Source organism: Ensifer sp. R1-3 (genome assembly GCF_056739175.1).
In genome coordinates this window covers 1-19,871 of record NZ_CP096518.1, presented here as the reverse complement: position 1 = coordinate 19,871, position 19,871 = coordinate 1, and the positions used below count along the sequence as shown (strand labels likewise).

Genomic DNA, 19,871 nt, shown 5'->3' with positions numbered 1-19,871 from the left:
TTCCCCTCTGGAGGTTTTTGACCTTCACACTTCATGGGCCTCGGTTTTTCCGACGGCCCATTTTTTTGTTCCCTCGCGACCAGATTGCGAACTCTGTAGCAGAGCGCTTATCAGAAGAAGTTGGGAAAGGGAGAAGGGGAAAGGGAAGGAAAACCGGTCGCAGATCGGTCCTCCCGCCGCCGCTGTCGCTCAACCGCCGCCTCCGCATCCCGGCCACTCGTCCTTCGCAGGGCTGTTAGCCCCGCTTGTCCTTCGCGGCAGGGCTGCTCGACCGCAGTTGCGCTGGTCGGGCCGCTTTGCGGTCCGGGAGATGTCTTCAGGAAAAAATGAAGACAGGAAGGACCGGCAGAGGGCCAGGTCCGCATCCCCCGGAAAGGAACACTCCCATGCAACTCATGAAGGTCGATCCGCGTGCGCTGAAGGACAATCCCGACAATACGCGCCAGTCGAAGTCGACGCCCCAGGCCGACGCGCTGCTGCTTGCGACCATCAAGGCCGTCGGCATCATCCAGCCGCCCGTCATTTTCGCCGAAGCCGGCGGCAACGGCTATGTCATCGAAGCCGGTCACCGGCGCACCCGCATGGCGATCGCCGCCGGCATCGAGGAAATCGATGTTATCGTCGTCGAGGCGGCCAACGACAATGGCGCGATGCGTTCGATGATCGAAAACATTGCGCGTGAACCGCTCAATCCGGTCGACCAATGGCGCGGCATCGAGCGCCTCGTTGCACTCGGTTGGACCGAGGAGGCGATTGCGATCGCTTTGGCATTGCCGGTGCGGCAAATCCGCAAGCTTCGCCTGCTCGCCAACGTCCTGCCAGCGATGCTCGACCACATGGCCAAGGGCGACATGCCGAACGAGCAGCAGCTGCGCACGATCGCGGCGGCCCACCTCGATGAGCAGAAGGAAGTCTGGAAGGCGCAGAAGCCGAAGAAGGGCCAGCTGGCCCAGTGGTGGCAGATCGCCAACGCGCTGAGCAAGACCCGCATGTATGCCAAGGATGCGAGCTTTGGCGACGATCTCAGGGAAGCCTACGGCATCGAATGGGTCGAGGATCTGTTCGCTCCTGCCGACGAGGACAGCCGTTACACCACCAACGTTGAAGCTTATCTCGGCGCCCAGCAGGAGTGGATGACGAACAATCTGCCCAAGAAGGGCATGATTGCAGAAGTCACACAATGGGGCGACGTGAAGCTGCCGCAGAAGGCAAGTCGCGTCTACGGCAAGCCAAGCAAGGGCGACCACACCGCAATGTATCTGGATCGGAACGGCAAGGTTCAGACCGTCCATTACCGGATGCCGGAGGAGAGGAAGACCGCGGGCAAGGGAGCGGTCGTTGAAGGTGGTGCTACCGCTGGCGAGGATGTGATCGACGCGCCGAAGCCGCGCCCGGACGTCACGCAAAAGGGGCACGACATGATCGGCGACTTCCGGACCGATGCGCTGCACGAGGCGCTCGCCCGCGCGCCGATCGAGGACGACACTCTGCTGGCACTCCTCGTGCTTGCCTTTGCCGGCATGAATGTCCGGGTCGACTCCGGGGCAAACGACACCGTCTTCGGGACGAAGCGGTTTGCTCGTCACGCGGTTCGGTTGATCGACGCCGACGGCAAGCTCTCTTTCGACATCGACACGTTGCGGGTGGCCGTCCGCTCGATGCTGGTCGAGGTGCTGTCTTGCCGCCGCGGCATGTCGAACAGCGGGATCGTTTCGCGCATCGCTGGCGATGCTATCGGCGCGGATGGATACCTCCCGAACATGGGCACGGAGGACTTCCTGCTTTGCCTGTCGCGGCAGGCGCTCGAGGCGTCGTGCAAGGGCACCTCTGTTCTCCCGCGCCCCAAGGTCCGCGAGACCCGCGCCGCCCTAGTGGAGCACTTCAGGGAGGGGCATTTCGTCCATTCGGCAGCCCTGTTCGCGCCCGATCCGAAGGATATTGCCGAACTGATCAAGCAGGGCGAGTTCGTCGAAGAGGAGGACGTTGTCACCTCCGGAAAATCCACGGATGACCTGGAAGGCGAGCTCGCCGACGGCAGCGCTGCCGGCGATAGGGCCGATCTCGACGTCAACGATCTGAAAGCCGATGACGGCGCGCTCGACGAGGACGAAACCGCCTACGGAATTGCGGCCGAATAGCCGCCCTCCCTTCTCATCCGATCGACACACCGCCGCCGGCCATCACCGGCGGCGGCTTCGTTTCCATGAACCGCAGAATCCAAGGAGATGTCTTATGTCTGCGTCCCTCATCTACGAACTCGCCCCGATCGGCGCTATCGTCGCCTGGTCCGACGGCTCGCCCCGCCCGCCAGAGCGTTTCAAGAAGAAGCTCGCGGCCTGGCAGACCCGCAACAGCAGCGGCCGCCTGATCCGCAAGGAAGGCCCGCGCCAATCCGGCAACCACGCCTCGCCGGGATATTTCACGCTGCATGAGGCGGATTTCGGCGGTAAGAATACCATTGTCATGCGCATTCACCGAACCTTTGGTCTCGATTCCAACCTGACCTTCAAGGTTCTCGAGCGCCCAGCACTTGGCTCGGTCCGCGTCTTCGATGGAGGCGGTCCGAACGCGGAGCTCGTCCATCTCGCCGATAATCGCGAGGCGGCGGCGGCCTGGCTGGAAGAGCATGGCTACCTAAACGCTGTCCTCGAAGAGGTGACCGCCGACGAGGTTGCGGCTGCTCACGTCGAAGGGAGGGCTGCGGCATGAGGACGCCCGATCTTCAATTCGACGCGGTTCCGACGGACTCGACGGTGGAATTCGGCGTCAGCGCTGATGGCTTTCCGATCGCCAGGATCGCCGATTCCCTCCTCGCTATGGTGCCGGCGCGCGATGGAGCCAGCGTCCTCGCAAGCGCCTTGCGCCTCGCCCGTCCGCTGTCAGAGCTGTCGCGCACCGACTTCTACAGTCACGAAGGTCGCCTCGAAGACGAGGCAGCGTTTCGCGCGCGTGTGTTCGAAACTGCGCAACACAAGCGTGAACTATCCGCGCTCGGGCGGATTCAGACCCGTATGGTGGCGAGTACGCCGTGGGGCCCGTCGCAGCTCGCGACCATCTATGCGGAGGGGATCATCTCCCACATGACGGCCGGTCACGGCGGGTTTCATTTGTCCGCCGAGCGGAATGCCTGCATCCCTCCAATGCTGCGAAAGTCCGCGCCGTGGTATGAGGAAGACGCGGAATGGGCGATTGTCGCCCTCACCTTCCCGGCATTGTTCACCTCCTACGAGCGCGAATGTGCGGGCGAGACGATCCGCAACAGCTGGCCGTCAGCCTGGGAGGCGATCCATGGCCGCGAACTCGCGCCCGGCCAATCCTGGACAAAGGACCGGGAAGCCTTCGAGCGCAAGCATGCCTGCGACTGGATCGTGATCTCCGCGATCCATTCGAGCTACGATACCGACATGACGGAGGTGGTAGCCACACGCGGCGGCCGGCGCGATGGGCCGGCCGAGGAAATGCGCTTTCTCGTGCCCCGCGCCGAATACGTCACGCGTGGCCGTTTCGGCTTCGTTATCGATCCTGACCGTCACATTCCCTATGACGGCCCGTCCAGTTTTGTGGGTCCGCAAGGGAGGGTTGCGTGATGGCTGCAACGGCAATCCCCCATGTTCAACTGGCGCGTATGGAAGAAGCGCGGCGGCAGACGCAGCGCCAGTTGGAACTTATCGATCGCCAGATCTCGCGCCGGATAACATCGATCCTGCCGCAGCTCGCGCGACGGCAAACTGGATATCGGCGGGGGAAAGCGCCGGATACCGGTTCCTTCCTCGAACGCTATCGCAATAATCTCGCCGCCCTGGTGGCCGAGCGTCAGCCCGAGGTTGATGCACTGACACGAAAGTTAGCCCGGCAGGATGCTGCGATAGCTGCCTTTCGCAAACGACTCGAACCTGTTCGCGACGCGGCTCCGTCACAAGCGGAGGTCTAGCGCATGGGAACGATCGGAGACCTCGAACGGAAAGCCGGCATTGGGCCGTCGCCTGAGGAGCGCACGGCGTTCTGGCAGCAGTTCCATCACCTTGATGGACAGGCGTGCCTCGATGCTGGCGTGGCGGAGCTCAGACGAATGATCGCAGCGAAGGGGGATCTGGCTAACTGTTCCCCAGGCAAGCGCCGCTGTTTTCCGAAACGCGAGCGCCTTCCTCCCTTGACCGCTGAACAGGAAGCCGCGCTGTCAGACTCGGGCGTCGCTGAAAGAGCATCCTGAACAATGCCTGGATGGGGGCGCCCCCTATGACGATGGCGGGATCCTCCGCGGTCTGCGGAACACACACGGTCCAACCTGGCTGCAATCATATCGTCTGGGCGCGCCGAAACCTTCAGTCGACACAGTCATCGCGACAGCTGAGCCTGAGGCGGGTTCGGGAAGTGACGACGTGTAGCGTCCCCGGCAGCCATCTTCCTTTCAGCACCAGGTTGGACCGGCCCCGTGCCGGTTTGCCCTTCGGTTTTCTGCGGTCTGAACCAGCGGCCGTTCGCTTCAAGGCCGCGTTCCGCGCCGCGGGGCGGCCGGAAGCCGCCGCCATTTACGGAGCAGGCTCGCGGGGCTTCGCGAGGGCAGTATGCCCTGCTTGCCCGCAAACCGGCTCCGCTCTGCCTGTCGTCTTCGGACCTTGAACCGTCCGTCTTCCGCCGGTTCGGGGCGACCGCACCGAAGGGCAAACCGGCACGGAGCCGGAGCCGCTTCGAGATTGGAAAGGAAAACATCATGGCAAAGCCCGCAACCTCCTCTCGTCAATCCGCCCGCGTCGTGGCCCTGCGCAAAGGCGCAACCCTCGAAATGGTCCGACTCACATGCCCCGACAGCGCCCAGGCGCTCAAGATCGCCGAGAGCTTCGGAACCGCGATCGTCGACAGCGACGGCATTCGCGACCTCCATGAGCGGCTCATCTCCGAGACGGCCGATGCTCTGAGCGACGGCCTCGGCGAAAAGGCCATGCAGATCCATCTGCAGCGGATCGTCGGCGCCTTCGTCGGTTCCGCCCACGGTGCCGGCCAGTTCTACAGCCGCGCCGTTACCGAGGCACGCGATGCCACCGCGAAGGCCGCCAACGACAGCCGCGACGAGGACCTCGACGGCCCGGTCGGCTACGATAGTGCCGCCCAGCGCAAGCGCGAGTTCGCTGCCGACATGGGCGTCCAGGCGCACGCGCTCAGGATGGCCGCGGAGGGCGCCGTTGCAGCCTACAAGCAAATCGTCGGCGAGACCTGGAAGCCCTTCGATCGCCCCATCGAAAACCCGGGTCACTCCCTCGATCGCAAGGCGGCCGAAGCACAGATGTCGGCCTTCGACTGAGCGCTTTCCCGGCGGGGCTCCGGCCCCGCCCCATTCAATGACGAGAAGCAAGCGTGCCGACGGCCTTGGAAAAGGCCGCACAATGATCTACATTACTTTCAAGAATTATCTACATGGAGACGGCTCATGCCGATTAACGTCAACAATCCGGAAGCGGACGCACTGACGCGCAAGTTCGCCGAAATGGCTGGCGTCGGCATTACCGACGCCATCGTCATCGCCATGCGGGAGGCGATCGAGCGTCGCAATCGCGCTGAGACGCCTTTGCAGACAGCTGCCCGCCTGCGGGAAAAGCATGGGGTTGCGATGAGTGACGACGCCCGCAAGCCCCTTCCCCGTGAAGCCTTCGACGAAATGTGGGATGACGCCTGATGTTCGTCGATGCCTGCGCGATCATCGCGCTTCTCTCTGATGAGCCGGAAGGCTCGCGCGTCTCGAACGCCGTTGCCTCTGCCAGACATCCGTTCACATCTCCGGTCGCCATTCTCGAAACCGTCCTCGGCCTCGCACGGCCCGACAAGTTCAATCTGCCGGTCCCCGGGGTCGAAGCGATAGTGATGGAATTTCTCGAAGCGCGGGGAATAGAGGTCCGTGATCTTCCGCCCGCGTCCGAGACGACGCGGCTCGCCCTTGTCGCTGCGCACCGCTATCGCAGCGGCCGTCATGGTCTCAACCTTGGCGATTGCCTGCATTATGCCTGCGCCAAATTCCATGGCGTGCCGATCCTCGCCACGGCGGACGAATTCAGGTCGACCGACCTCGAGACCATTCCTTGAACCCGCGGAAGCGGTAACGCCGAGACCGACCCCTCGCAACCCCGTCCGGCTTTGGTCCTGGCGGAGCGTGGCGTTCGGGCAACGGCTTCGCCGTCCTCCACTTGCCGTTCCGGCCCGCCGGTGCCCTCGCCCCTTTCCGCTCCGCCCTTTGGACCGCCGTGACGGGGTCGCGATTGGCGCGACCTCCTGGAGCCGGAGGATTGAACATGAGCAGGAAGGACGAAAGCCAGCGCGCCGATGTCTACGCAAGGATTACCGATAAGATCATCGAGGATCTGACGAATGGCGTTCGGCCCTGGATGAAGCCGTGGAATGCGGCGAACACGAACGGCCGTATCAGCCGGCCACTGCGCCACAACGGCCAGCCCTATTCCGGCATGAATGTTCTGTTGCTTTGGTCGGAGGGCATGGCCCGCGGCTATTCCTCACCGATGTGGATGACATTCAAGCAGGCGCTCGAATTGGGGGCGGCGGTACGCAAGGGCGAAACCGGCGCGACAGTCGTCTTCGCAAGCCGCTTCACCAAGGCCGAGACGGACGGCAACGGCGGCGAGATCGAACGGGAAATCCCGTTCCTCAAGGCGTACACCGTTTTCAACGTCGAGCAGATCGACGGACTTCCCGAGTATCACCGCCGCCCGGATCCTGTTCTCGATCCGGTCGAACGGGTCGAGCATGCCGATCGCTTCTTCCGCAACACCGGCGCGCTGATCCGCCATGGCGGAAACCAGGCCTTCTTCGCGCCCGGCCTCGACCTAATTCAGATGCCACCGTTCGAGAGTTTTAAGGATGCGGCGAGCTATTATGCGACGCTCAGTCATGAGGCCGCGCACTGGACGGCGCCGGCCAGCCGCGTCGGCCGTGATCTTTCCCGCTATTCCAGGGATAGAAGCGAACGTGCCCGCGAGGAACTCATTGCTGAGCTTGGTAGCTGCTTCCTCTGCGCCGATCTCGGCATCGCGCCGGAGCTCGAGCCGAGGCCGGATCATGCGTCTTACCTGCAGTCCTGGCTCACCGTTCTATCCGGCGACAAGCGAGCGATCTTCCAAGCCGCGGCGCATGCGCAGCGCGCCGTTGCCTATCTTCACGATCTTCAGCCGACGGAGAACCAGGATCGGCAGGCGGCTTGAAAAAGCTCGTGCCTCTTCCGCTCACAGATAATCAGGGCGGGCCGCCGCCAACGGCGGTGGCTGGACCCGCCACTGGTTCTGTCTTCACCAGGTCTTCATCCGTTCTCAAGTCCAACTTGCCCCAGATCGACATTTTCTGTGGACCCGATTTCGGCTTGCGGGATGGCTTGATTTCGACGGTGAACGGCTTTGTCTGTTTGCGCATGGATACTCTTGGGCAACGAATCGCGCTGCAACGATATCCCGCGTATGGATCAAAGCAACCAGCGTCTGCGGCGCTCGATATCGAGGCGTCCGCGGCAAACCGCCTGGTATCTAGGGCCAATTTCACCGGGGCCGTATTGGACAGACGTGATCGCATGCCGGTCGCCATCATGCTCCTTCTCCTCATTGTTGCCGGCGTGCCCCTCTCACGGGCTCGATGAGGCATGTCTGACCGGAGAACGGCTTCGCCTCGATCGTCTTCCCGCAACGGCCCTCCGGAACTTTCTTCCCCTGCCGGCTCCGCCGCCATTCCTCGCGGAACAACAAAGTTCTTCCCGGCCGCCCTCCATTTCATTCCGGCCTTCTGAGGTGCGGTCCGATCGTCCCCGGTCTTTGCGACAGCCATCGAGGCCGCGAAGGGCGCGGCCCGAAACAACGAAAGGAACATGACAATGGCTACGATCGGCACCTTCACCTCTACCGAAAACGGCTTCAGCGGCTCGATCCGCACCCTCGCCCTCAACGTCAAGGCTCGCATCGCCCGTATCGAAAATCCCTCCGAAAAGGGCCCGCACTTCCGCATCTACGCGGGCGCCGTCGAGTTGGGCGCTGCCTGGCAGAAGCGCTCCGAACAGACGGACCGCGACTACCTCTCGGTCAAGCTCGACGACCCGAGCTTCCCGGCTCCGATCTACGCGACGCTGACGGAAGTCGAAAGCGAAGACGGCTTCCAGCTGATCTGGTCTCGCCCGAACCGGGATTGAGGTCCAACCGGCCCCGCTCGACAAGGCGGGGCCAATACTCTCTTTTCAGGAGCCAGAAACAGGCATCGAGCCCGTTTCTGGCTTTTCTGGTGCCATACGGACCGTAAGGGTCTGCTCAGAGTGCCCCATGGTGCCGTGCCGGACTGGCGGCCTCAAGGACGAGTGTCCCCCCAATTTCGCCTTCGCTCCGGTTACCTCCGCTCCAACGAAATCGGCTCCCCCCTCGCCGCCGCTGGCGGTCGCGTTCCGCGATCCCTGACCCCGCCATTCCGTCACGCCTCGGCAAATCGTCTTTCACGAACTCAAGGAGATGAGACGATGACCATCGAACAACATATCGACGAATTGCGCGCCGAACTGAAGAGCGCGTGTGATGCCGTGGAGCGCCGGCAGATCGAGGCGGAACTGCAACTCGCCCAGGCCGAGCTCGCCGTCGTGCTCGCCGAGCTGGACGGAACCATCGAAGCTGAGCCGCCTTTCTGAGGCGGCTTCTCACTCTCGTCACCCGAGCCGGTCCGCCGGATCGACGTTGTCCCGGGCCGTGAGAGTTTCATCCCTCACCACTTCGGCTTGGCAGCGCTGCGGTAGCGGCCCTGCCTGCAAGGGTGAACACTCCATCGAGAGGCTGGGGGACCAGCGTCGACAGCGCCCAGTCGTAGTCCTCCTTTCGACACTGCCGTCTTCTCTCATCGGGGATGTTGCAGCCCGTTCGTCACGACGCAATCTGCCAGCGCCAGAATTTTCCCCGCCGCTGCGCGGCTCCTCGCCAACCAAAATTCAGGCGTTGGCAGGTCCTCCACTTTGTTTCGGCTCTTCGAGTGCTTCCCTCCTTTCCGGTCTGCGGTCTCACCCCCGCGATGTCAGCCAATCGAAAGGAGGAACCGCTATGCGACAGCTCACTCAGTTCCTCGCCGCTACCGGCCGTCGGCTCCGCGCCCTCGGCAAGGTGATCAGCCACTTCTTCCGCAAGGGAAAGCTCGGCCTGAAGCTCGCCATCAAGATCCCGTTTCTCGTCGAGCTCGAGGTGTCCTTCGAGACCGATTGGAGCCGGCGCAAATGACGCGCCACGGGCCGCTTTGGCGGCCCTTTCGTCGTAGCTTGAAGAACCCAAGGGTGCTGGGGATCAGCGTGGCGAATATCGCAGTGTCGGTTTTGGCCGATAACCACGAGCACGCTTTTGTTTCAACAGGTCGAGGAACAACAGAACCGCTTCTTCTTCCCGTCTGAAAACATGCTGTTTCTCCTGCCCGCGTTTTCCGATCCGTCCCCACCGGCGGGTCAGGCAGGCCTCTCCGAACATCGTCTGCTCGATCTGCATGGCATAGTAACGCGCCATGTTTTGCGTCGGATCTGTCCGTTCGACGTAGAGCTGGTAGGGTTGCGAAATCATGCCGGCATCATCGCCAGGCACGATCGGCACGTCCAACGACATATGTGAATCCTACAAGTGCAACCGATTCATTTTCGTGAAGAATGGCGCATGGGCGAGGCGCCGGCGGCGCACGGCTCTAGTCGCGTTGCGACCGGAGCCCGCGTGCGGTCTCCGCCTTGTCGGGTTTCGATCCTCTCGCAGCAGGTAGCATGCCTCAGCCAAATATCGTCATCCGGAGACATCTGGAAGGTCCCATGGCCATCGCGGATGGCAAGCGGTCGCGCCCTTCCAGAACGCGGTTCTATCTCTCTGTGACGTCCTATTTTGCACCCACCGTTCCGGCGTCAAGGACGTCGCGGCCCCTCCAATTTTCCCAACACCGCGAGCGGCGCCGAGAAAATCGGTTCCTCCGCTCGCCGCACGGCGGCCGCGTTCCGCGGTCCCTGACCCTTCACGGCCTACGGTGCGGACACCTTTCGTCAGAAACGAAAAGGAGACTCCGATGACAAAGCATCAAATCACTGAAGATCAGAAGCTGGCACAGCAACAGCCGGATTGGCTCGAAAACTTGCGCGGCAATTTCGATGCGGAAGTCCACCTTCCCTCAAACATCTCGCGCGAATTTCTGTCGGCGGCGTTGCTCTGGGCGATCGAGAACAAGGTCGATTTCGGTTTGTTCCACGAGGCCGGTAAGATCATCATTGCACACTTCGGCGGTGATGAAATCTACCTTCCGTCCAGATGGTCCGACAAAGGATGGCATATCGGCCTTGAGGACAGGGAGCCTTTCGATCCCGGCGACTGAGGTCCAGACCAGAGGCGGCTTTCCGCCTCTGGTCTTGGTTTTCGCGCGAGCCGTTCCTTCTGGATCGACCGGCCGGAGCGGCTATGAAGAGGGGCGTTGCCACCCTCTCAACTTCACCCCATGAAGGAAGGGCGAGCCCCTCCTTCAAACTTCCTCCCATGGGGAAAGGGGACGGTTCCCTCCTCCCTTTCCCCAAACCCCTCTCCATCTCCCGTACATGAAATGCGATGATGCCGTCACTGGCCCTGGCACCATCCATGACGCGCGCCATCCCATGATCGGGCGAGACCCTCCTTGATCAAAACGGTGCCCAGCGAATTGCCGGCACGAGTTACGGTTCGAAGCTTGCGACCATACTTGTCCTCGTCGCGGGAGCCGGCCGACAGCGAGAACGATCCCGCGTTGAGCAGGACCAGCAGGCGTGCTTTCGCCGCCTCCCCTCTTATCCGTTCAGCCTCGCACCGCGGCGGGCCGAGTTCGGGCGTGTCGATATCGGCGATGCGGATTTTCTGGCCGCCGAACCAGAATGTATCGCCGTCGACGACGCAGTTCGCCCGACGGCTATCGCCGCAGAGCGAAAAGGCGGCCGACAATGAATCCGCCGTAGGCGTCTTGGCCAGAGTAACGAGACCGGGCAGAGTGCCGGCGCCGCCGTAGGCAAACCAACCGGCGACAGCAAGGATCACGACCCATACGATTGTCCTGGACCGTTTACGCCGGCTGCTCTGCAGTGATTTTGACGGCCGCCCGGGCGCCGGTTGTCGATAGCGACCACCTCCAGCCTTTCGTGTCTTTCTGAGCGGAACCACATTTGATTTCGTCACTCTTCCATCCTCTCTTCCCATGCCTCAGCTTATCGCGGATACCGATTTTATCGGCGTTTACAGATGGGCTCGACCTGGCATTGCGGTCCGACTGGAAATACGGTGTGCGGGAGCGGGGCGCAGTCGTTCCCGCCTCCTCTTCGAGCCACTATGTTGAGGCTCCTGCGGCTGCGCTGTCTCCCGCTCTCGCACGACGAGAATTCCCGAAATCCCGCCCGCTGGGCGGCGCTATGCTGATTTCTCCGATACTCTTCATTGTTCTGGATCGGCCTTGCTCGTTGCACCGCGCGCCGGCCGCTCAGGCTTCGAGCGTTTTTCCGGTCTTGTGAAACCGGTTCGTGCCGACGCAGGCCTTCATGTCATCCCGCCGGAACCAGATCGCACGGCCGCATCGAAGCGGTGCGTTTCCCGCAGTGAAGACGATCTGCTCATCGGCTCGCATTCGCAGCACTTCATGCGCCTGGATCAGCGGTCTGGCTGCGAGTTGCTTCGACCGCGTCCGCGACGATCCCCTCGCCTGGGAACTGCGACTGACCTGGTCGATCTCGACCGTGGTCATGCCGCAGCGTTTCGAGATGTAGTCGGCGGTCTCCGGATCGTTGATTGCAGCGAACGAAATCCAGCTGGCGCTCTCGAACCATTTGCTTGCCGCATCGCGGCCGCCATAGGTCTCGCGCATCTGGCCGATCGACTGATAGATCATTGTCAGCGTGATGCCATACTTGCGGCCGGCGTCGCGCGCCGTTTCCAGGATCCGCATGTATCCTAGCCGCGCCACCTCATCGAGGAGGAAAAGCGCCCTGCCCTTCATCGCACCATCGCGATTGTAGATCGCGTTGAGGAACGACCCGATGATCACCCGCGCCAGACCGGAATGCGTCTCCAGCGTCTTCAGGTCAATGTTGATGAACACATCGGTCATGCCGTCGGCAAGGGCGTCGGTCGAGAAGGTCGAACCCGACACGAGCGCGGCATAGTTTGTGTAGGACAGCCAGTGCGTTTCCTTGACCGCATTGGCGTAGACGCCGGAGAAGGTTTCCGGCGTCATGTTGACGAACGCAGCGACGTTTTCTTTCACGAAATCCGAGTTCGAGTTGTCGTAAATCTCCTGCAGCCGTTCGCGCAGTTTCGGCTCCGGTTCGGCCAGATTGGAACGCACCTGACGCAAGGTCTGGTTCTCCTGGTCGGTGTGACCGGACAGGCAGACATCAGCGATCAGCGCGGTCAACAGCTGAAGCGCCGATGCGCGGAAGAAGTCGTCGCGGACGCCGCGCGCGCCGCCGCTGTCGCTCATGATCCACCATGCGACCGAGGCGATATCCTCTTCCTTGGTTCCGCCGAACCGGCCGATCCAGTCGAGCGCGTTGAATCCTGTCTCCGGCTGCTTCGGATCGAGAATACGGATGAAGCGCGCAGCGCCCTTGCGCTGCTCAAGGACCATTGGCGCGACCTCGTTCGATGGATCCAGCACGACAAGGCCGCCGCCCCATTTGAGGGCCGTGGGGATCGTCACCGACGTCGTCTTGAAGCCGCCCGAGCCGGCAAATACGATCCCGTGCGAGGATCCGAACGAGCCATCGAAGCAGAGCAGCGGCGACCTGCCGCCGGCGCCCCAGGTCTCAGGGTCGTCGGCGCGAAACGATCGCGCCGCAATGCTATCCCGGTCGACCCGGTAGCGCTCGCCGATGACGATGCCACCCGTGTCGGCAAAGAGTTTTGCCGCTTCCTGCATCCTCATCCAGTCGGCTTCACCGTGAAGCGCCCTTTGTCCCCGAATGCGCTTCGGCTCTGCTCGCGCGAAGGCGGCATTGCCAATCAGCGCGACGCGCAACGCGAATCCTCCCGCCATCAGTGCCGTGGCTGCGCCGACCATTGTCGCGGGGTCGAGATATGAAGCGATGGATTTGCCCGCCGGCACGTGCCCCGCGAAGCCGGCAAGACGTGTGGTCTCGCGCATCACCGCGATCAGGATCGTCGCAATGCCTCCCACGGCGGTGCCCCACCCTGCGAACTTGATGTTCGTCGCGCCGGCGCTTGCGTACAGGAAGATCACGCCGACGGCTGCGGCCGTAACATAGGGCACGGCGATGCCCGCTCGGCCCAAAGACAGCCTCGCGGCTTCCGTCCTGCCGAAAGCCGAAAGCCAGTGCTCGATCCCGGCCATGCCGATGACTGCCAGCATCATCAGTGCGACCGGGGCGACGACGAGAGCAATCCTATGCGCCGTCATCGCCGAAGGCCTCCGCCCCGATCGCGATCAGCCGCGCCCGCTCGCCCTCGTCCGCCTTCAGTCGTGAACTGAGCTCGACCAGCGCTCCGAGAAGAAGCGCGCGCTTCTCGTAGCGAAGACCCGCCTTGACGATCAGCCCGCCGAGTTCGATCTTCTCCCGCGTGTCCTTCTTGCGGGCATCGGACGTCGTGGTTCGCGCCATCCGCTCAAGCCTCGCCATTGCCGCTCTCAGCCGCGCCAGGCGGGACCGTCGTGGTCGATGCGCCGGCGCTGGCGTCCCCATTGCCCTTCTTTCCTCCGGTCGAAACACCCTTTGCTTCCCCTTGGCCTCCGCGAAAGCGTTTCGCCAGACCCTCGAAGGCTGCCTGGAGTTCGACATCTTCGATCTCGATTTCGCCTAGGCCCGCCCTGAGGGCAATTCGGCCGATCCGCTCGGCTTCACGGGTTTCGGCGGCCTTGAGCTGCTCCTGGAGTCTGGCGATTTCGTCGCGAATTTTTGAGGAGGGCTTCTTCATTTCCGGTCGTCTCCTGGCTGAGAAAGCTTGTCTTTCGAAGCCAGCTTTTCAGAACGGATTGCGGAACGCACTACTGTGAATCCTACAATCGCCAAGGGCGATGCTTTGGTGAATGATCCCGGCCGTTCCGAAGGAGCGGCTTCCAAGGGCGCAATTATACGTCGCTGATGCGACGCTCTGCTTTTGCACCCTGGCGGGGCCGCCGCTTCCGACGAACCCGTTGAATCTGTACGCAAATCGGGAGCTCAGACCGCGTGGCCGTTCCTCATTTCTCCGTCAGCGTCGTCGCCCGCGGCTCCGGCCGCAGTGCGGTGCTGTCGGCGGCCTATCGCCACTGCGCGAAGATGGAGTACGAGCGGGAAGCGCGGACGATCGACTACACCCGCAAGCAGGGTCTCCTGCACGAGGAGTTCGTCATCCCGGCCGACGCTCCCCAGTGGCTGCGGACGATGATTGCCGATCGGTCGGTCGCCGGTGCTTCCGAAGCCTTCTGGAACAAGGTCGAGGATTTCGAGAAGCGCTCCGACGCGCAACTCGCCAAGGATGTCACGATTGCGCTGCCGATCGAACTGACGACCGAGCAGAACATCGCGCTGGTGCGTAACTTCGTCGAACGGCACATCACCGCCGAGGGCATGGTGGCCGATTGGGTCTACCATGACGCGCCGGGCAATCCGCATGTGCATATGATGACGACGCTGAGGCCTCTCACGGAAGACGGGTTCGGCGCCAAGAAGGTCGCGGTTGTCGGGCCGGACGGCAATCCGATCCGCAACGATGCCGGCAAGATCGTCTATGAGCTTTGGGCCGGAAGCCTCGCCGACTTCAACGCCTTTCGCGACGGCTGGTTTTCCTGCCAGAACCGGCATCTGGCAATGGCCGGTCTCGACATTCGCGTCGATGGCCGATCCTTCGAAAAGCAGGGCGTCGAAGTCGAGCCGACGATCCATATTGGTGTCGGCGCAACCGCCATAGACCGGAAGACGGAGCAGGCGAAGACGCAGTCGTCGGCATCGTCGCCAAAGCTCGAACGGATCGAGCTGCAGGAGGAGCGGCGAAGCGAGAACGCACGCCGAATCCAGCGCCGGCCGGAAATCGTCCTCGACTTGATCACGCGGGAGAAGAGCGTCTTCGATGAGCGGGACATTGCGAAGATCCTGCATCGTTACATCGACGATGCCGGCCTGTTTCAAAGCCTGATGGTGTGCGTTCTGCAGAGCCCCGAAACGCTCCGTCTCGAGCGCGAGCGGATCGCATTTGCGACCGGAACCCGGGTGCCAGCCAAATACACGACGCGCGAGCTGATCCGGCTCGAAGCCGAGATGGCCAGTCGCGCAATCTGGCTCTCGGCGCGATCGTCGCATGGCGTTCGGGAAGCGGTGCTCGAGGCGACGTTCGCGCGCCATTCGCGCCTCTCGGAGGAACAGAAGACGGCGTTCGAACATGTCGCCGGACACGAGCGCATCGCGGCCGTCATCGGCCGTGCGGGCGCCGGCAAGACGACGATGATGAAGGCGGCGCGCGAGGCGTGGGAAGCCGCCGGCTATCGTGTCGTCGGCGGCGCGCTCGCAGGCAAAGCGGCCGAGGGCTTAGAGAACGAAGCCGGGATCGTCTCGCGCACGCTGTCGTCGTGGGAGCTCAGTTGGAAGCAAGGACGCAATCAGCTCGACAACAAGACTGTCTTCGTTCTCGACGAGGCGGGCATGGTGTCGTCGCGGCAGATGGCGCACCTGGTCGAGACGGTGACGAAGGCCGGCGCCAAGCTTGTCTTGGTCGGCGATCCGGAACAGCTCCAGCCGATCGAGGCCGGGGCCGCATTCCGCGCCATTGCCGATCGGATTGGTTATGCCGAACTCGAGACCATCTATCGTCAGCGCGAGCAATGGATGCGTGATGCTTCGCTCGACCTCGCTCGCGGCAATATCCGCAAGGCTGTCGATGCCTATACCGCACAGGGTCGAATGATCGGCTTGCGGCTGAAGGACGAGGCTGTCGAGACCCTCATCGCCGATTGGAACCGCGACTACGATTCGGCGAAGACGACTCTGATCCTCGCCCATCTCAGGCGCGACGTCCGAATGCTCAACGAGATGGCGCGGGCCGAACTCGTCGGGCGCGGCGTCCTAGGCGAAGGATTTGCTTTCCGGACGGAGGACGGACATCGCAATGTCGCGGTCGGCGACCAGATCGTGTTCCTGAAGAACGAAGGCTCGCTCGGCGTCAAGAACGGCATGCTCGGCAAGGTCGTCGAAGCCGCGCAAAACCGCATTGTCGCAGAGATCGGCGAAGGCGAGCATCGCCGCCAGGTCACAGTTGAGCAGCGCTTCTACAACAATCTCGACCATGGCTATGCCACCACGATCCATAAGAGCCAGGGCGCCACCGTCGACCGGGTCAAGGTCCTCGCTTCCCTCTCCCTTGATCGGCATCTGACCTATGTGGCGATGACCCGTCATCGCGAAGATCTCCGCGTCTACTACGGCACCCGATCCTTCGCTTTCGCCGGCGGCCTGATAAAGATCCTGTCACGCAGGACCGCCAAGGAAACCACGCTCGATTACGAGAAAGCAACCTTCTATCGGCAAGCGCTGCGTTTCGCCGAAGCGCGCGGCCTGCATATCGTCAACGTCGCCCGAACGGTTGCCCGCGACCGCCTCGAATGGACGATCCGCCAGAAACAGAAACTGGCGGACCTCGCTGACCGGCTCCTCGCCATTGCCGCCAAACTCGGCTTCGCCAAGAGCACCAAACCAACCCACTCGCAAAGCAGCAAGGAGGCCAGGCCAATGGTTGCCGGTATTGCGACTTTCCCGAAAACCGTCGAGCAGGCCGTCGCCGACAAGCTCGAATCCGATCCCGGCTTGAAGAAGCAATGGGAGGACGTTTCGACCCGCTTTCATCTGGTCTATGCGCAGCCGGAAGCCGCCTTCAAGGCCGTCAATGTCGACGCCATGCTGAAGGATGAGGCCGTCGCCAAATCGACGCTTGCGAAGGTGACCGGCCAGCCGGAGAGTTTCGGTGCACTCAGGGGCAAATCCGGCTTGCTCGCAAGCCGCGCCGACAAGCAGGATCGCGAGAGGGCGGAACGCAACGTTCCCGCTCTTGCTCAAAGCCTTGGCGATTATATGCGCCAGCGCAGCCAGGCCGAACAACGCTATCAGGCGGAGGAAGTGGCGGTCCGCCGCAAGGTCTCGATCGACATCCCGGCACTCTCGCCGAATGCGCGCCAGACGCTCGAGCGCGTGCGTGACGCCATCGACCGCAATGACCTTCCCTCAGCGCTTGAGTTCGCGCTCGCCGACAAGATGGTGAAGGCGGAACTGGAGGGATTTGCCAAGGCGGTCACCGAGCGTTTCGGCAAACGCACCTTCCTGCCCTTGGCCGCCAAGGACACGAATGGCGAGACCTTCAAGACGATCACGGCAGGCATGAGCCCCGGTCAGAAGGCGGAGGTCCAATCGGCCTGGAGCCTGATGCGCGCGGTGCAGCAACTCAGTGCTCACGAGCGAACGGTGGAGGCCCTCAAACAGGCAGAAACGATGCGCCAGACCAAGAGCCAGGGGATGTCGCTCAAATGAATATCAGGCTCGATGAATCAGGGCCGCTGAAGCTACGAGGTAAGCCGTCCCTACGTGGTCTCGGGACGGCGGCCACACTGTTTCTTGGCGCGATCCTGTTCGCTTGGTTCGGTGGCTATCGGATCAATCTCACACCGAGCGAACCGCTCGGTCTCTGGCGTATTGTCAACCTCGATCGCGCCGCTGAGGTCGGCGATCTCGTCTTTATTTGCCCGCCTCGAACAGCAGCCGTGCAGGAGGCTCGTCACCGCGGTTATCTGCGCTCCGGGCTTTGCCCAGGCGGCGTTGCGCCGCTGATCAAGACGGTGATCGCCGTCGCCGGCCAGCGGGTCGAGATCGCAGCAAGCGTTCGCGTCGATGGGCGTGACGTTGCTCGATCGAAGCTTGCAGACCGGGACGGAGAGGGACGGCCGTTGACGCCGTTCGGAGGCGGGATCGTGCCGGCGAGTAGCGTCTTCCTGCACTCGGCTTTCGCGGGCTCCTACGACTCCCGCTATTTCGGTCCCGTTGCCGCTTCCGGTATCCTTGGCCTGGCGCAAGAGGTTCTGACCTATGCGCCGTGATCATCTCAAACCAACGCTGCTGATCATTGCTGCGATCCTCGCCGGGACAATTGGATGGAGCGGTCATGTGCTGCTGCTTCCGGCCGCACTGGCGTTCCCAATCCTTTGGGCGCGAGCGCAAACGAGATCGGTGGCGGCGCTCGTTTCAGCCGGGTATTTCCTGGCGGCGTCGCACGGTCTGCCACAAGGGGTGGCGGCCTTCTACGCGTCCGACCTTTGGCCTGGTTTGGCGCTGTGGCTCTGCGCATCCCTGAGCTTTGTCGCAGTCCACGCGATCCTCTGGACGAAGCATTCGCGCCATTGTCCATTTCGCTATCTGATGGCAGCCGTCCTCATGGCGGTGCCACCGTTCGGCATCACCGGCTGGGCACATCCCGTGACGGCGGCCGGCGTTCTGTTTCCCGGATGGGGATGGTGGGGAATGGTGGCGATGACAGCCGGCCTCATGGGCCTCGTAACCCGCATGTGGCCGGCTGTCGCCATCGCCTTCGCAGGCGTTTGGCTCTGGTCCGCCGCTCTCTGGACCGATCCGAAACTACCTGAGGGTTGGCAGGGCGTCGATCTCCAAATGGGGTCGTCGCTGGGTCGGGACACCAGCATTGTCAGGCACCGTGATCTGATTGTCACGGCGAAGGCCCAAGCATCGGGCGACGCACGCGCGATCGTGCTCCCGGAGAGCGCCCTCGGTTTCTGGACGCCGACCGTCGAGCGGCTCTGGCTAGGGGCGCTGCAGGGAACCGGCGTCACGGTCATCGCCGGCGCGGCGACTGTCGATGCGGGCGGATACGACAATGTTCTGGTTTCTCTCTCCGGCTCCGGCGCCGAGATCCTCTATCTTGAGCGAATGCCGGTCCCGGGGTCGATGTGGCAGCCGTGGCGCACCTTGCTTGGTCTAAGCGGCGGCGCGCGGGCGCATGTCTTCGAAAACCCGGTTGCGGCCGTCGCCGGAAGTCGGATTGCGCCCCTGATCTGCTACGAGCAACTGATCGTCTGGCCCATTCTCCAATCCATGCTCCACGATCCGGACGTCGTTGTGGCGGTCGGCAATGGCTGGTGGACTAAAGGGACATCCATCGTCGCCATCCAACGTGCCAACGCCGCCGCCTGGGCGCGGCTTTTTGCAAAGCCGATCATTCTTTCCTTCAACACCTGAATGCCATGGAGACGTCATGCTCGACGCTGCCCTGATCCAACAATGTGCCGACCCTTCATTGAAGCCGGCAATCGTCGAACAGTTTGTCGCGGCCGCCGGCTCGACGGACTCGCTCGCCGTTACCGTCAAATCGGGCGGGAGACTGATCCTGGTGCCCAAGGCGACATCTGCAGAGGAAGCGATGGCGACCGTCCGGCAATATGTCGGCCAAGCGGTGGTTCGCGTCGGCCTGACACAGTTCCCGGCGGGTGTCGGCGTAAAGGATGCCGCTGGTCTGAAGCACGATCTGGTCGACCGCTGCGAAAACCTCCGCAAGGGAACGGCCATGTTCGCCAAAGTCCTGCGCATCGTTGCCAAGTGGTACGGCAATCCGAAGAGCGATGAGGTCTTCCAGCAGATTTTCGAGGATGCGGTCTATGCCTGGAAGTCCGGAGAGTTCGAGGGCGTCAGTGTGTTTCAGGCGGAGGATCCCGGTGGTCCGATCGAAAGCCCTCGCGAGCCGACCGACAGCAAGGACACTGATGCCGCGGATGAGGACGTGTTCTCACTGATTGGCGCGGAACCTACCGACGAGAAGGAAATCGGTGCAGCCGGAATGCGGGTCGATCTTTCCCGAATCGGTGGTCAAAAGTAGTGCCGAGCCGCCGGCATCTCTGCA

At 62.7% G+C, this 19,871-nt stretch carries 23 protein-coding genes; 17 read left to right on the top strand and 6 right to left on the bottom strand.

The window, feature by feature from the left end:
* Nucleotides 1-386: 386 nt before the first annotated feature.
* The 9 genes from M1D43_RS30775 (at nucleotide 387) to M1D43_RS30735 (ending at nucleotide 7,205) form a co-directional block, all read left to right on the top strand.
* A complete protein-coding gene (locus tag M1D43_RS30775) occupies nucleotides 387-2,138 on the top strand; it encodes a ParB N-terminal domain-containing protein (protein WP_498814968.1) in 1,752 nt (583 codons plus the stop codon).
* A gap of 94 nt (nucleotides 2,139-2,232) precedes the next feature.
* Nucleotides 2,233-2,709, top strand: coding sequence for a UCP036055 family protein (locus M1D43_RS30770; protein WP_498814966.1), 477 nt, complete (start codon nucleotides 2,233-2,235; stop codon nucleotides 2,707-2,709).
* On the top strand, nucleotides 2,706-3,587 hold the full coding sequence (locus M1D43_RS30765; RefSeq protein WP_498814964.1) for a DUF7007 domain-containing protein: 882 nt from the start codon (nucleotides 2,706-2,708) through the stop codon (nucleotides 3,585-3,587). Before M1D43_RS30770 ends, M1D43_RS30765 begins: the two co-directional genes overlap by 4 nt.
* Complete coding sequence (locus M1D43_RS30760) at nucleotides 3,587-3,931, top strand: hypothetical protein (RefSeq protein ID WP_498814963.1); 345 nt, start codon at nucleotides 3,587-3,589, stop codon at nucleotides 3,929-3,931. The genes M1D43_RS30765 and M1D43_RS30760 overlap by 1 nt, the downstream gene beginning before the upstream one ends.
* Nucleotides 3,932-3,934: 3 nt before the next feature.
* Nucleotides 3,935-4,210, top strand: coding sequence for a hypothetical protein (locus M1D43_RS30755; RefSeq protein WP_498814961.1), 276 nt, complete (start codon nucleotides 3,935-3,937; stop codon nucleotides 4,208-4,210).
* 501 nt (nucleotides 4,211-4,711) lie between these two features.
* Nucleotides 4,712-5,299 (top strand): hypothetical protein, encoded by a 588-nt coding sequence (locus M1D43_RS30750; protein WP_498814959.1) that lies wholly within the window; start codon nucleotides 4,712-4,714, stop codon nucleotides 5,297-5,299.
* 126 nt (nucleotides 5,300-5,425) lie between these two features.
* Nucleotides 5,426-5,671, top strand: a complete 246-nt coding sequence (locus M1D43_RS30745) for a type II toxin-antitoxin system VapB family antitoxin (RefSeq protein WP_334141890.1) — start codon at nucleotides 5,426-5,428, stop codon at nucleotides 5,669-5,671.
* Complete coding sequence (locus tag M1D43_RS30740) at nucleotides 5,671-6,075, top strand: type II toxin-antitoxin system VapC family toxin (RefSeq protein WP_498814957.1); 405 nt, start codon at nucleotides 5,671-5,673, stop codon at nucleotides 6,073-6,075. Before M1D43_RS30745 ends, M1D43_RS30740 begins: the two co-directional genes overlap by 1 nt.
* 206 nt (nucleotides 6,076-6,281) lie before the next feature.
* The gene (locus tag M1D43_RS30735) at nucleotides 6,282-7,205 is read left to right on the top strand and encodes an ArdC family protein (protein WP_498814955.1); all 924 of its coding nucleotides are present in this window, start codon (nucleotides 6,282-6,284) and stop codon (nucleotides 7,203-7,205) included.
* 31 nt (nucleotides 7,206-7,236) lie between these two features.
* On the opposite strand, the gene M1D43_RS30730 is transcribed toward M1D43_RS30735, so the two are convergent.
* The gene (locus M1D43_RS30730) at nucleotides 7,237-7,581 is read right to left on the bottom strand and encodes a hypothetical protein (RefSeq protein ID WP_498814953.1); all 345 of its coding nucleotides are present in this window, start codon (nucleotides 7,579-7,581) and stop codon (nucleotides 7,237-7,239) included.
* 280 nt (nucleotides 7,582-7,861) lie between these two features.
* On the opposite strand from M1D43_RS30730, the gene M1D43_RS30725 reads away from it, so the two are divergent.
* The 3 genes from M1D43_RS30725 (at nucleotide 7,862) to M1D43_RS30715 (ending at nucleotide 9,233) form a co-directional block, all read left to right on the top strand.
* Nucleotides 7,862-8,173 (top strand): DUF736 domain-containing protein, encoded by a 312-nt coding sequence (locus tag M1D43_RS30725; RefSeq protein WP_498814951.1) that lies wholly within the window; start codon nucleotides 7,862-7,864, stop codon nucleotides 8,171-8,173.
* A gap of 318 nt (nucleotides 8,174-8,491) precedes the next feature.
* Complete coding sequence (locus tag M1D43_RS30720) at nucleotides 8,492-8,656, top strand: hypothetical protein (RefSeq protein WP_498814949.1); 165 nt, start codon at nucleotides 8,492-8,494, stop codon at nucleotides 8,654-8,656.
* 403 nt (nucleotides 8,657-9,059) lie between these two features.
* Nucleotides 9,060-9,233 (top strand): hypothetical protein, encoded by a 174-nt coding sequence (locus M1D43_RS30715; RefSeq protein WP_498814947.1) that lies wholly within the window; start codon nucleotides 9,060-9,062, stop codon nucleotides 9,231-9,233.
* A gap of 63 nt (nucleotides 9,234-9,296) precedes the next feature.
* On the opposite strand, the gene M1D43_RS30710 is transcribed toward M1D43_RS30715, so the two are convergent.
* The gene (locus M1D43_RS30710) at nucleotides 9,297-9,605 is read right to left on the bottom strand and encodes a WGR domain-containing protein (RefSeq protein WP_498814945.1); all 309 of its coding nucleotides are present in this window, start codon (nucleotides 9,603-9,605) and stop codon (nucleotides 9,297-9,299) included.
* Between the two features lie 442 nt (nucleotides 9,606-10,047).
* On the opposite strand from M1D43_RS30710, the gene M1D43_RS30705 reads away from it, so the two are divergent.
* Complete coding sequence (locus M1D43_RS30705; protein ID WP_498814943.1) at nucleotides 10,048-10,350, top strand: hypothetical protein; 303 nt, start codon at nucleotides 10,048-10,050, stop codon at nucleotides 10,348-10,350.
* 236 nt (nucleotides 10,351-10,586) lie between these two features.
* Here the strand turns inward: M1D43_RS30705 and M1D43_RS30700 are convergent, their stop codons facing one another.
* From M1D43_RS30700 to traC, 4 genes are all read right to left on the bottom strand, one after another.
* Entirely contained in the window at nucleotides 10,587-11,036 is a 450-nt protein-coding gene (locus M1D43_RS30700; protein ID WP_498814941.1) for a thermonuclease family protein, read from the bottom strand.
* A 436-nt stretch (nucleotides 11,037-11,472) separates the two neighbouring features.
* Complete coding sequence (gene traG, locus M1D43_RS30695) at nucleotides 11,473-13,404, bottom strand: Ti-type conjugative transfer system protein TraG (RefSeq protein WP_498814939.1); 1,932 nt, start codon at nucleotides 13,402-13,404, stop codon at nucleotides 11,473-11,475.
* Complete coding sequence (gene traD / locus M1D43_RS30690; protein ID WP_498815054.1) at nucleotides 13,391-13,606, bottom strand: type IV conjugative transfer system coupling protein TraD; 216 nt, start codon at nucleotides 13,604-13,606, stop codon at nucleotides 13,391-13,393. Before traD ends, traG begins: the two co-directional genes overlap by 14 nt.
* A gap of 4 nt (nucleotides 13,607-13,610) precedes the next feature.
* On the bottom strand, nucleotides 13,611-13,919 hold the full coding sequence (traC, locus tag M1D43_RS30685; protein ID WP_498814937.1) for a conjugal transfer protein TraC: 309 nt from the start codon (nucleotides 13,917-13,919) through the stop codon (nucleotides 13,611-13,613).
* A 254-nt stretch (nucleotides 13,920-14,173) separates the two neighbouring features.
* Here traC and traA point away from each other — a divergent pair, with 254 nt between their 5' ends.
* Genes traA through M1D43_RS30665 form a run of 4 tightly spaced genes read left to right on the top strand, consistent with a single transcriptional unit; the run spans nucleotide 14,174 to nucleotide 19,847 of the window.
* On the top strand, nucleotides 14,174-17,497 hold the full coding sequence (traA, locus tag M1D43_RS30680; RefSeq protein WP_498814935.1) for a Ti-type conjugative transfer relaxase TraA: 3,324 nt from the start codon (nucleotides 14,174-14,176) through the stop codon (nucleotides 17,495-17,497).
* On the top strand, nucleotides 17,494-18,060 hold the full coding sequence (gene traF, locus M1D43_RS30675) for a conjugative transfer signal peptidase TraF (RefSeq protein ID WP_498814933.1): 567 nt from the start codon (nucleotides 17,494-17,496) through the stop codon (nucleotides 18,058-18,060). The genes traA and traF overlap by 4 nt, the downstream gene beginning before the upstream one ends.
* Entirely contained in the window at nucleotides 18,050-19,213 is a 1,164-nt protein-coding gene (locus tag M1D43_RS30670; protein ID WP_498814931.1) for a conjugal transfer protein TraB, read from the top strand. Before traF ends, M1D43_RS30670 begins: the two co-directional genes overlap by 11 nt.
* 16 nt (nucleotides 19,214-19,229) lie before the next feature.
* Nucleotides 19,230-19,847 (top strand): TraH family protein, encoded by a 618-nt coding sequence (locus M1D43_RS30665; protein ID WP_498814929.1) that lies wholly within the window; start codon nucleotides 19,230-19,232, stop codon nucleotides 19,845-19,847.
* The last annotated feature ends 24 nt before the right edge of the window (nucleotides 19,848-19,871 follow it).

What these genes read in the sequence shown, in the direction of transcription:
- M1D43_RS30775 (WP_498814968.1), top strand. Translation starts at nt 387, where the DNA reads ATGCAACTCATGAAGGTCGATCCGCGTGCGCTGAAGGACAATCCCGAC.
- M1D43_RS30770 (WP_498814966.1), top strand. Translation starts at nt 2,233, where the DNA reads ATGTCTGCGTCCCTCATCTACGAACTCGCCCCGATCGGCGCTATCGTC.
- M1D43_RS30765 (WP_498814964.1), top strand. Translation starts at nt 2,706, where the DNA reads ATGAGGACGCCCGATCTTCAATTCGACGCGGTTCCGACGGACTCGACG.
- M1D43_RS30760 (WP_498814963.1), top strand. Translation starts at nt 3,587, where the DNA reads ATGGCTGCAACGGCAATCCCCCATGTTCAACTGGCGCGTATGGAAGAA.
- M1D43_RS30755 (WP_498814961.1), top strand. Translation starts at nt 3,935, where the DNA reads ATGGGAACGATCGGAGACCTCGAACGGAAAGCCGGCATTGGGCCGTCG.
- M1D43_RS30750 (WP_498814959.1), top strand. Translation starts at nt 4,712, where the DNA reads ATGGCAAAGCCCGCAACCTCCTCTCGTCAATCCGCCCGCGTCGTGGCC.
- M1D43_RS30745 (WP_334141890.1), top strand. Translation starts at nt 5,426, where the DNA reads ATGCCGATTAACGTCAACAATCCGGAAGCGGACGCACTGACGCGCAAG.
- M1D43_RS30740 (WP_498814957.1), top strand. Translation starts at nt 5,671, where the DNA reads ATGTTCGTCGATGCCTGCGCGATCATCGCGCTTCTCTCTGATGAGCCG.
- M1D43_RS30735 (WP_498814955.1), top strand. Translation starts at nt 6,282, where the DNA reads ATGAGCAGGAAGGACGAAAGCCAGCGCGCCGATGTCTACGCAAGGATT.
- M1D43_RS30730 (WP_498814953.1), bottom strand. Translation starts at nt 7,581, where the DNA reads ATGATGGCGACCGGCATGCGATCACGTCTGTCCAATACGGCCCCGGTG.
- M1D43_RS30725 (WP_498814951.1), top strand. Translation starts at nt 7,862, where the DNA reads ATGGCTACGATCGGCACCTTCACCTCTACCGAAAACGGCTTCAGCGGC.
- M1D43_RS30720 (WP_498814949.1), top strand. Translation starts at nt 8,492, where the DNA reads ATGACCATCGAACAACATATCGACGAATTGCGCGCCGAACTGAAGAGC.
- M1D43_RS30715 (WP_498814947.1), top strand. Translation starts at nt 9,060, where the DNA reads ATGCGACAGCTCACTCAGTTCCTCGCCGCTACCGGCCGTCGGCTCCGC.
- M1D43_RS30710 (WP_498814945.1), bottom strand. Translation starts at nt 9,605, where the DNA reads ATGTCGTTGGACGTGCCGATCGTGCCTGGCGATGATGCCGGCATGATT.
- M1D43_RS30705 (WP_498814943.1), top strand. Translation starts at nt 10,048, where the DNA reads ATGACAAAGCATCAAATCACTGAAGATCAGAAGCTGGCACAGCAACAG.
- traG (WP_498814939.1), bottom strand. Translation starts at nt 13,404, where the DNA reads ATGACGGCGCATAGGATTGCTCTCGTCGTCGCCCCGGTCGCACTGATG.
- traD (WP_498815054.1), bottom strand. Translation starts at nt 13,606, where the DNA reads ATGGCGCGAACCACGACGTCCGATGCCCGCAAGAAGGACACGCGGGAG.
- traC (WP_498814937.1), bottom strand. Translation starts at nt 13,919, where the DNA reads ATGAAGAAGCCCTCCTCAAAAATTCGCGACGAAATCGCCAGACTCCAG.
- traF (WP_498814933.1), top strand. Translation starts at nt 17,494, where the DNA reads ATGAATATCAGGCTCGATGAATCAGGGCCGCTGAAGCTACGAGGTAAG.
- M1D43_RS30670 (WP_498814931.1), top strand. Translation starts at nt 18,050, where the DNA reads ATGCGCCGTGATCATCTCAAACCAACGCTGCTGATCATTGCTGCGATC.
- M1D43_RS30665 (WP_498814929.1), top strand. Translation starts at nt 19,230, where the DNA reads ATGCTCGACGCTGCCCTGATCCAACAATGTGCCGACCCTTCATTGAAG.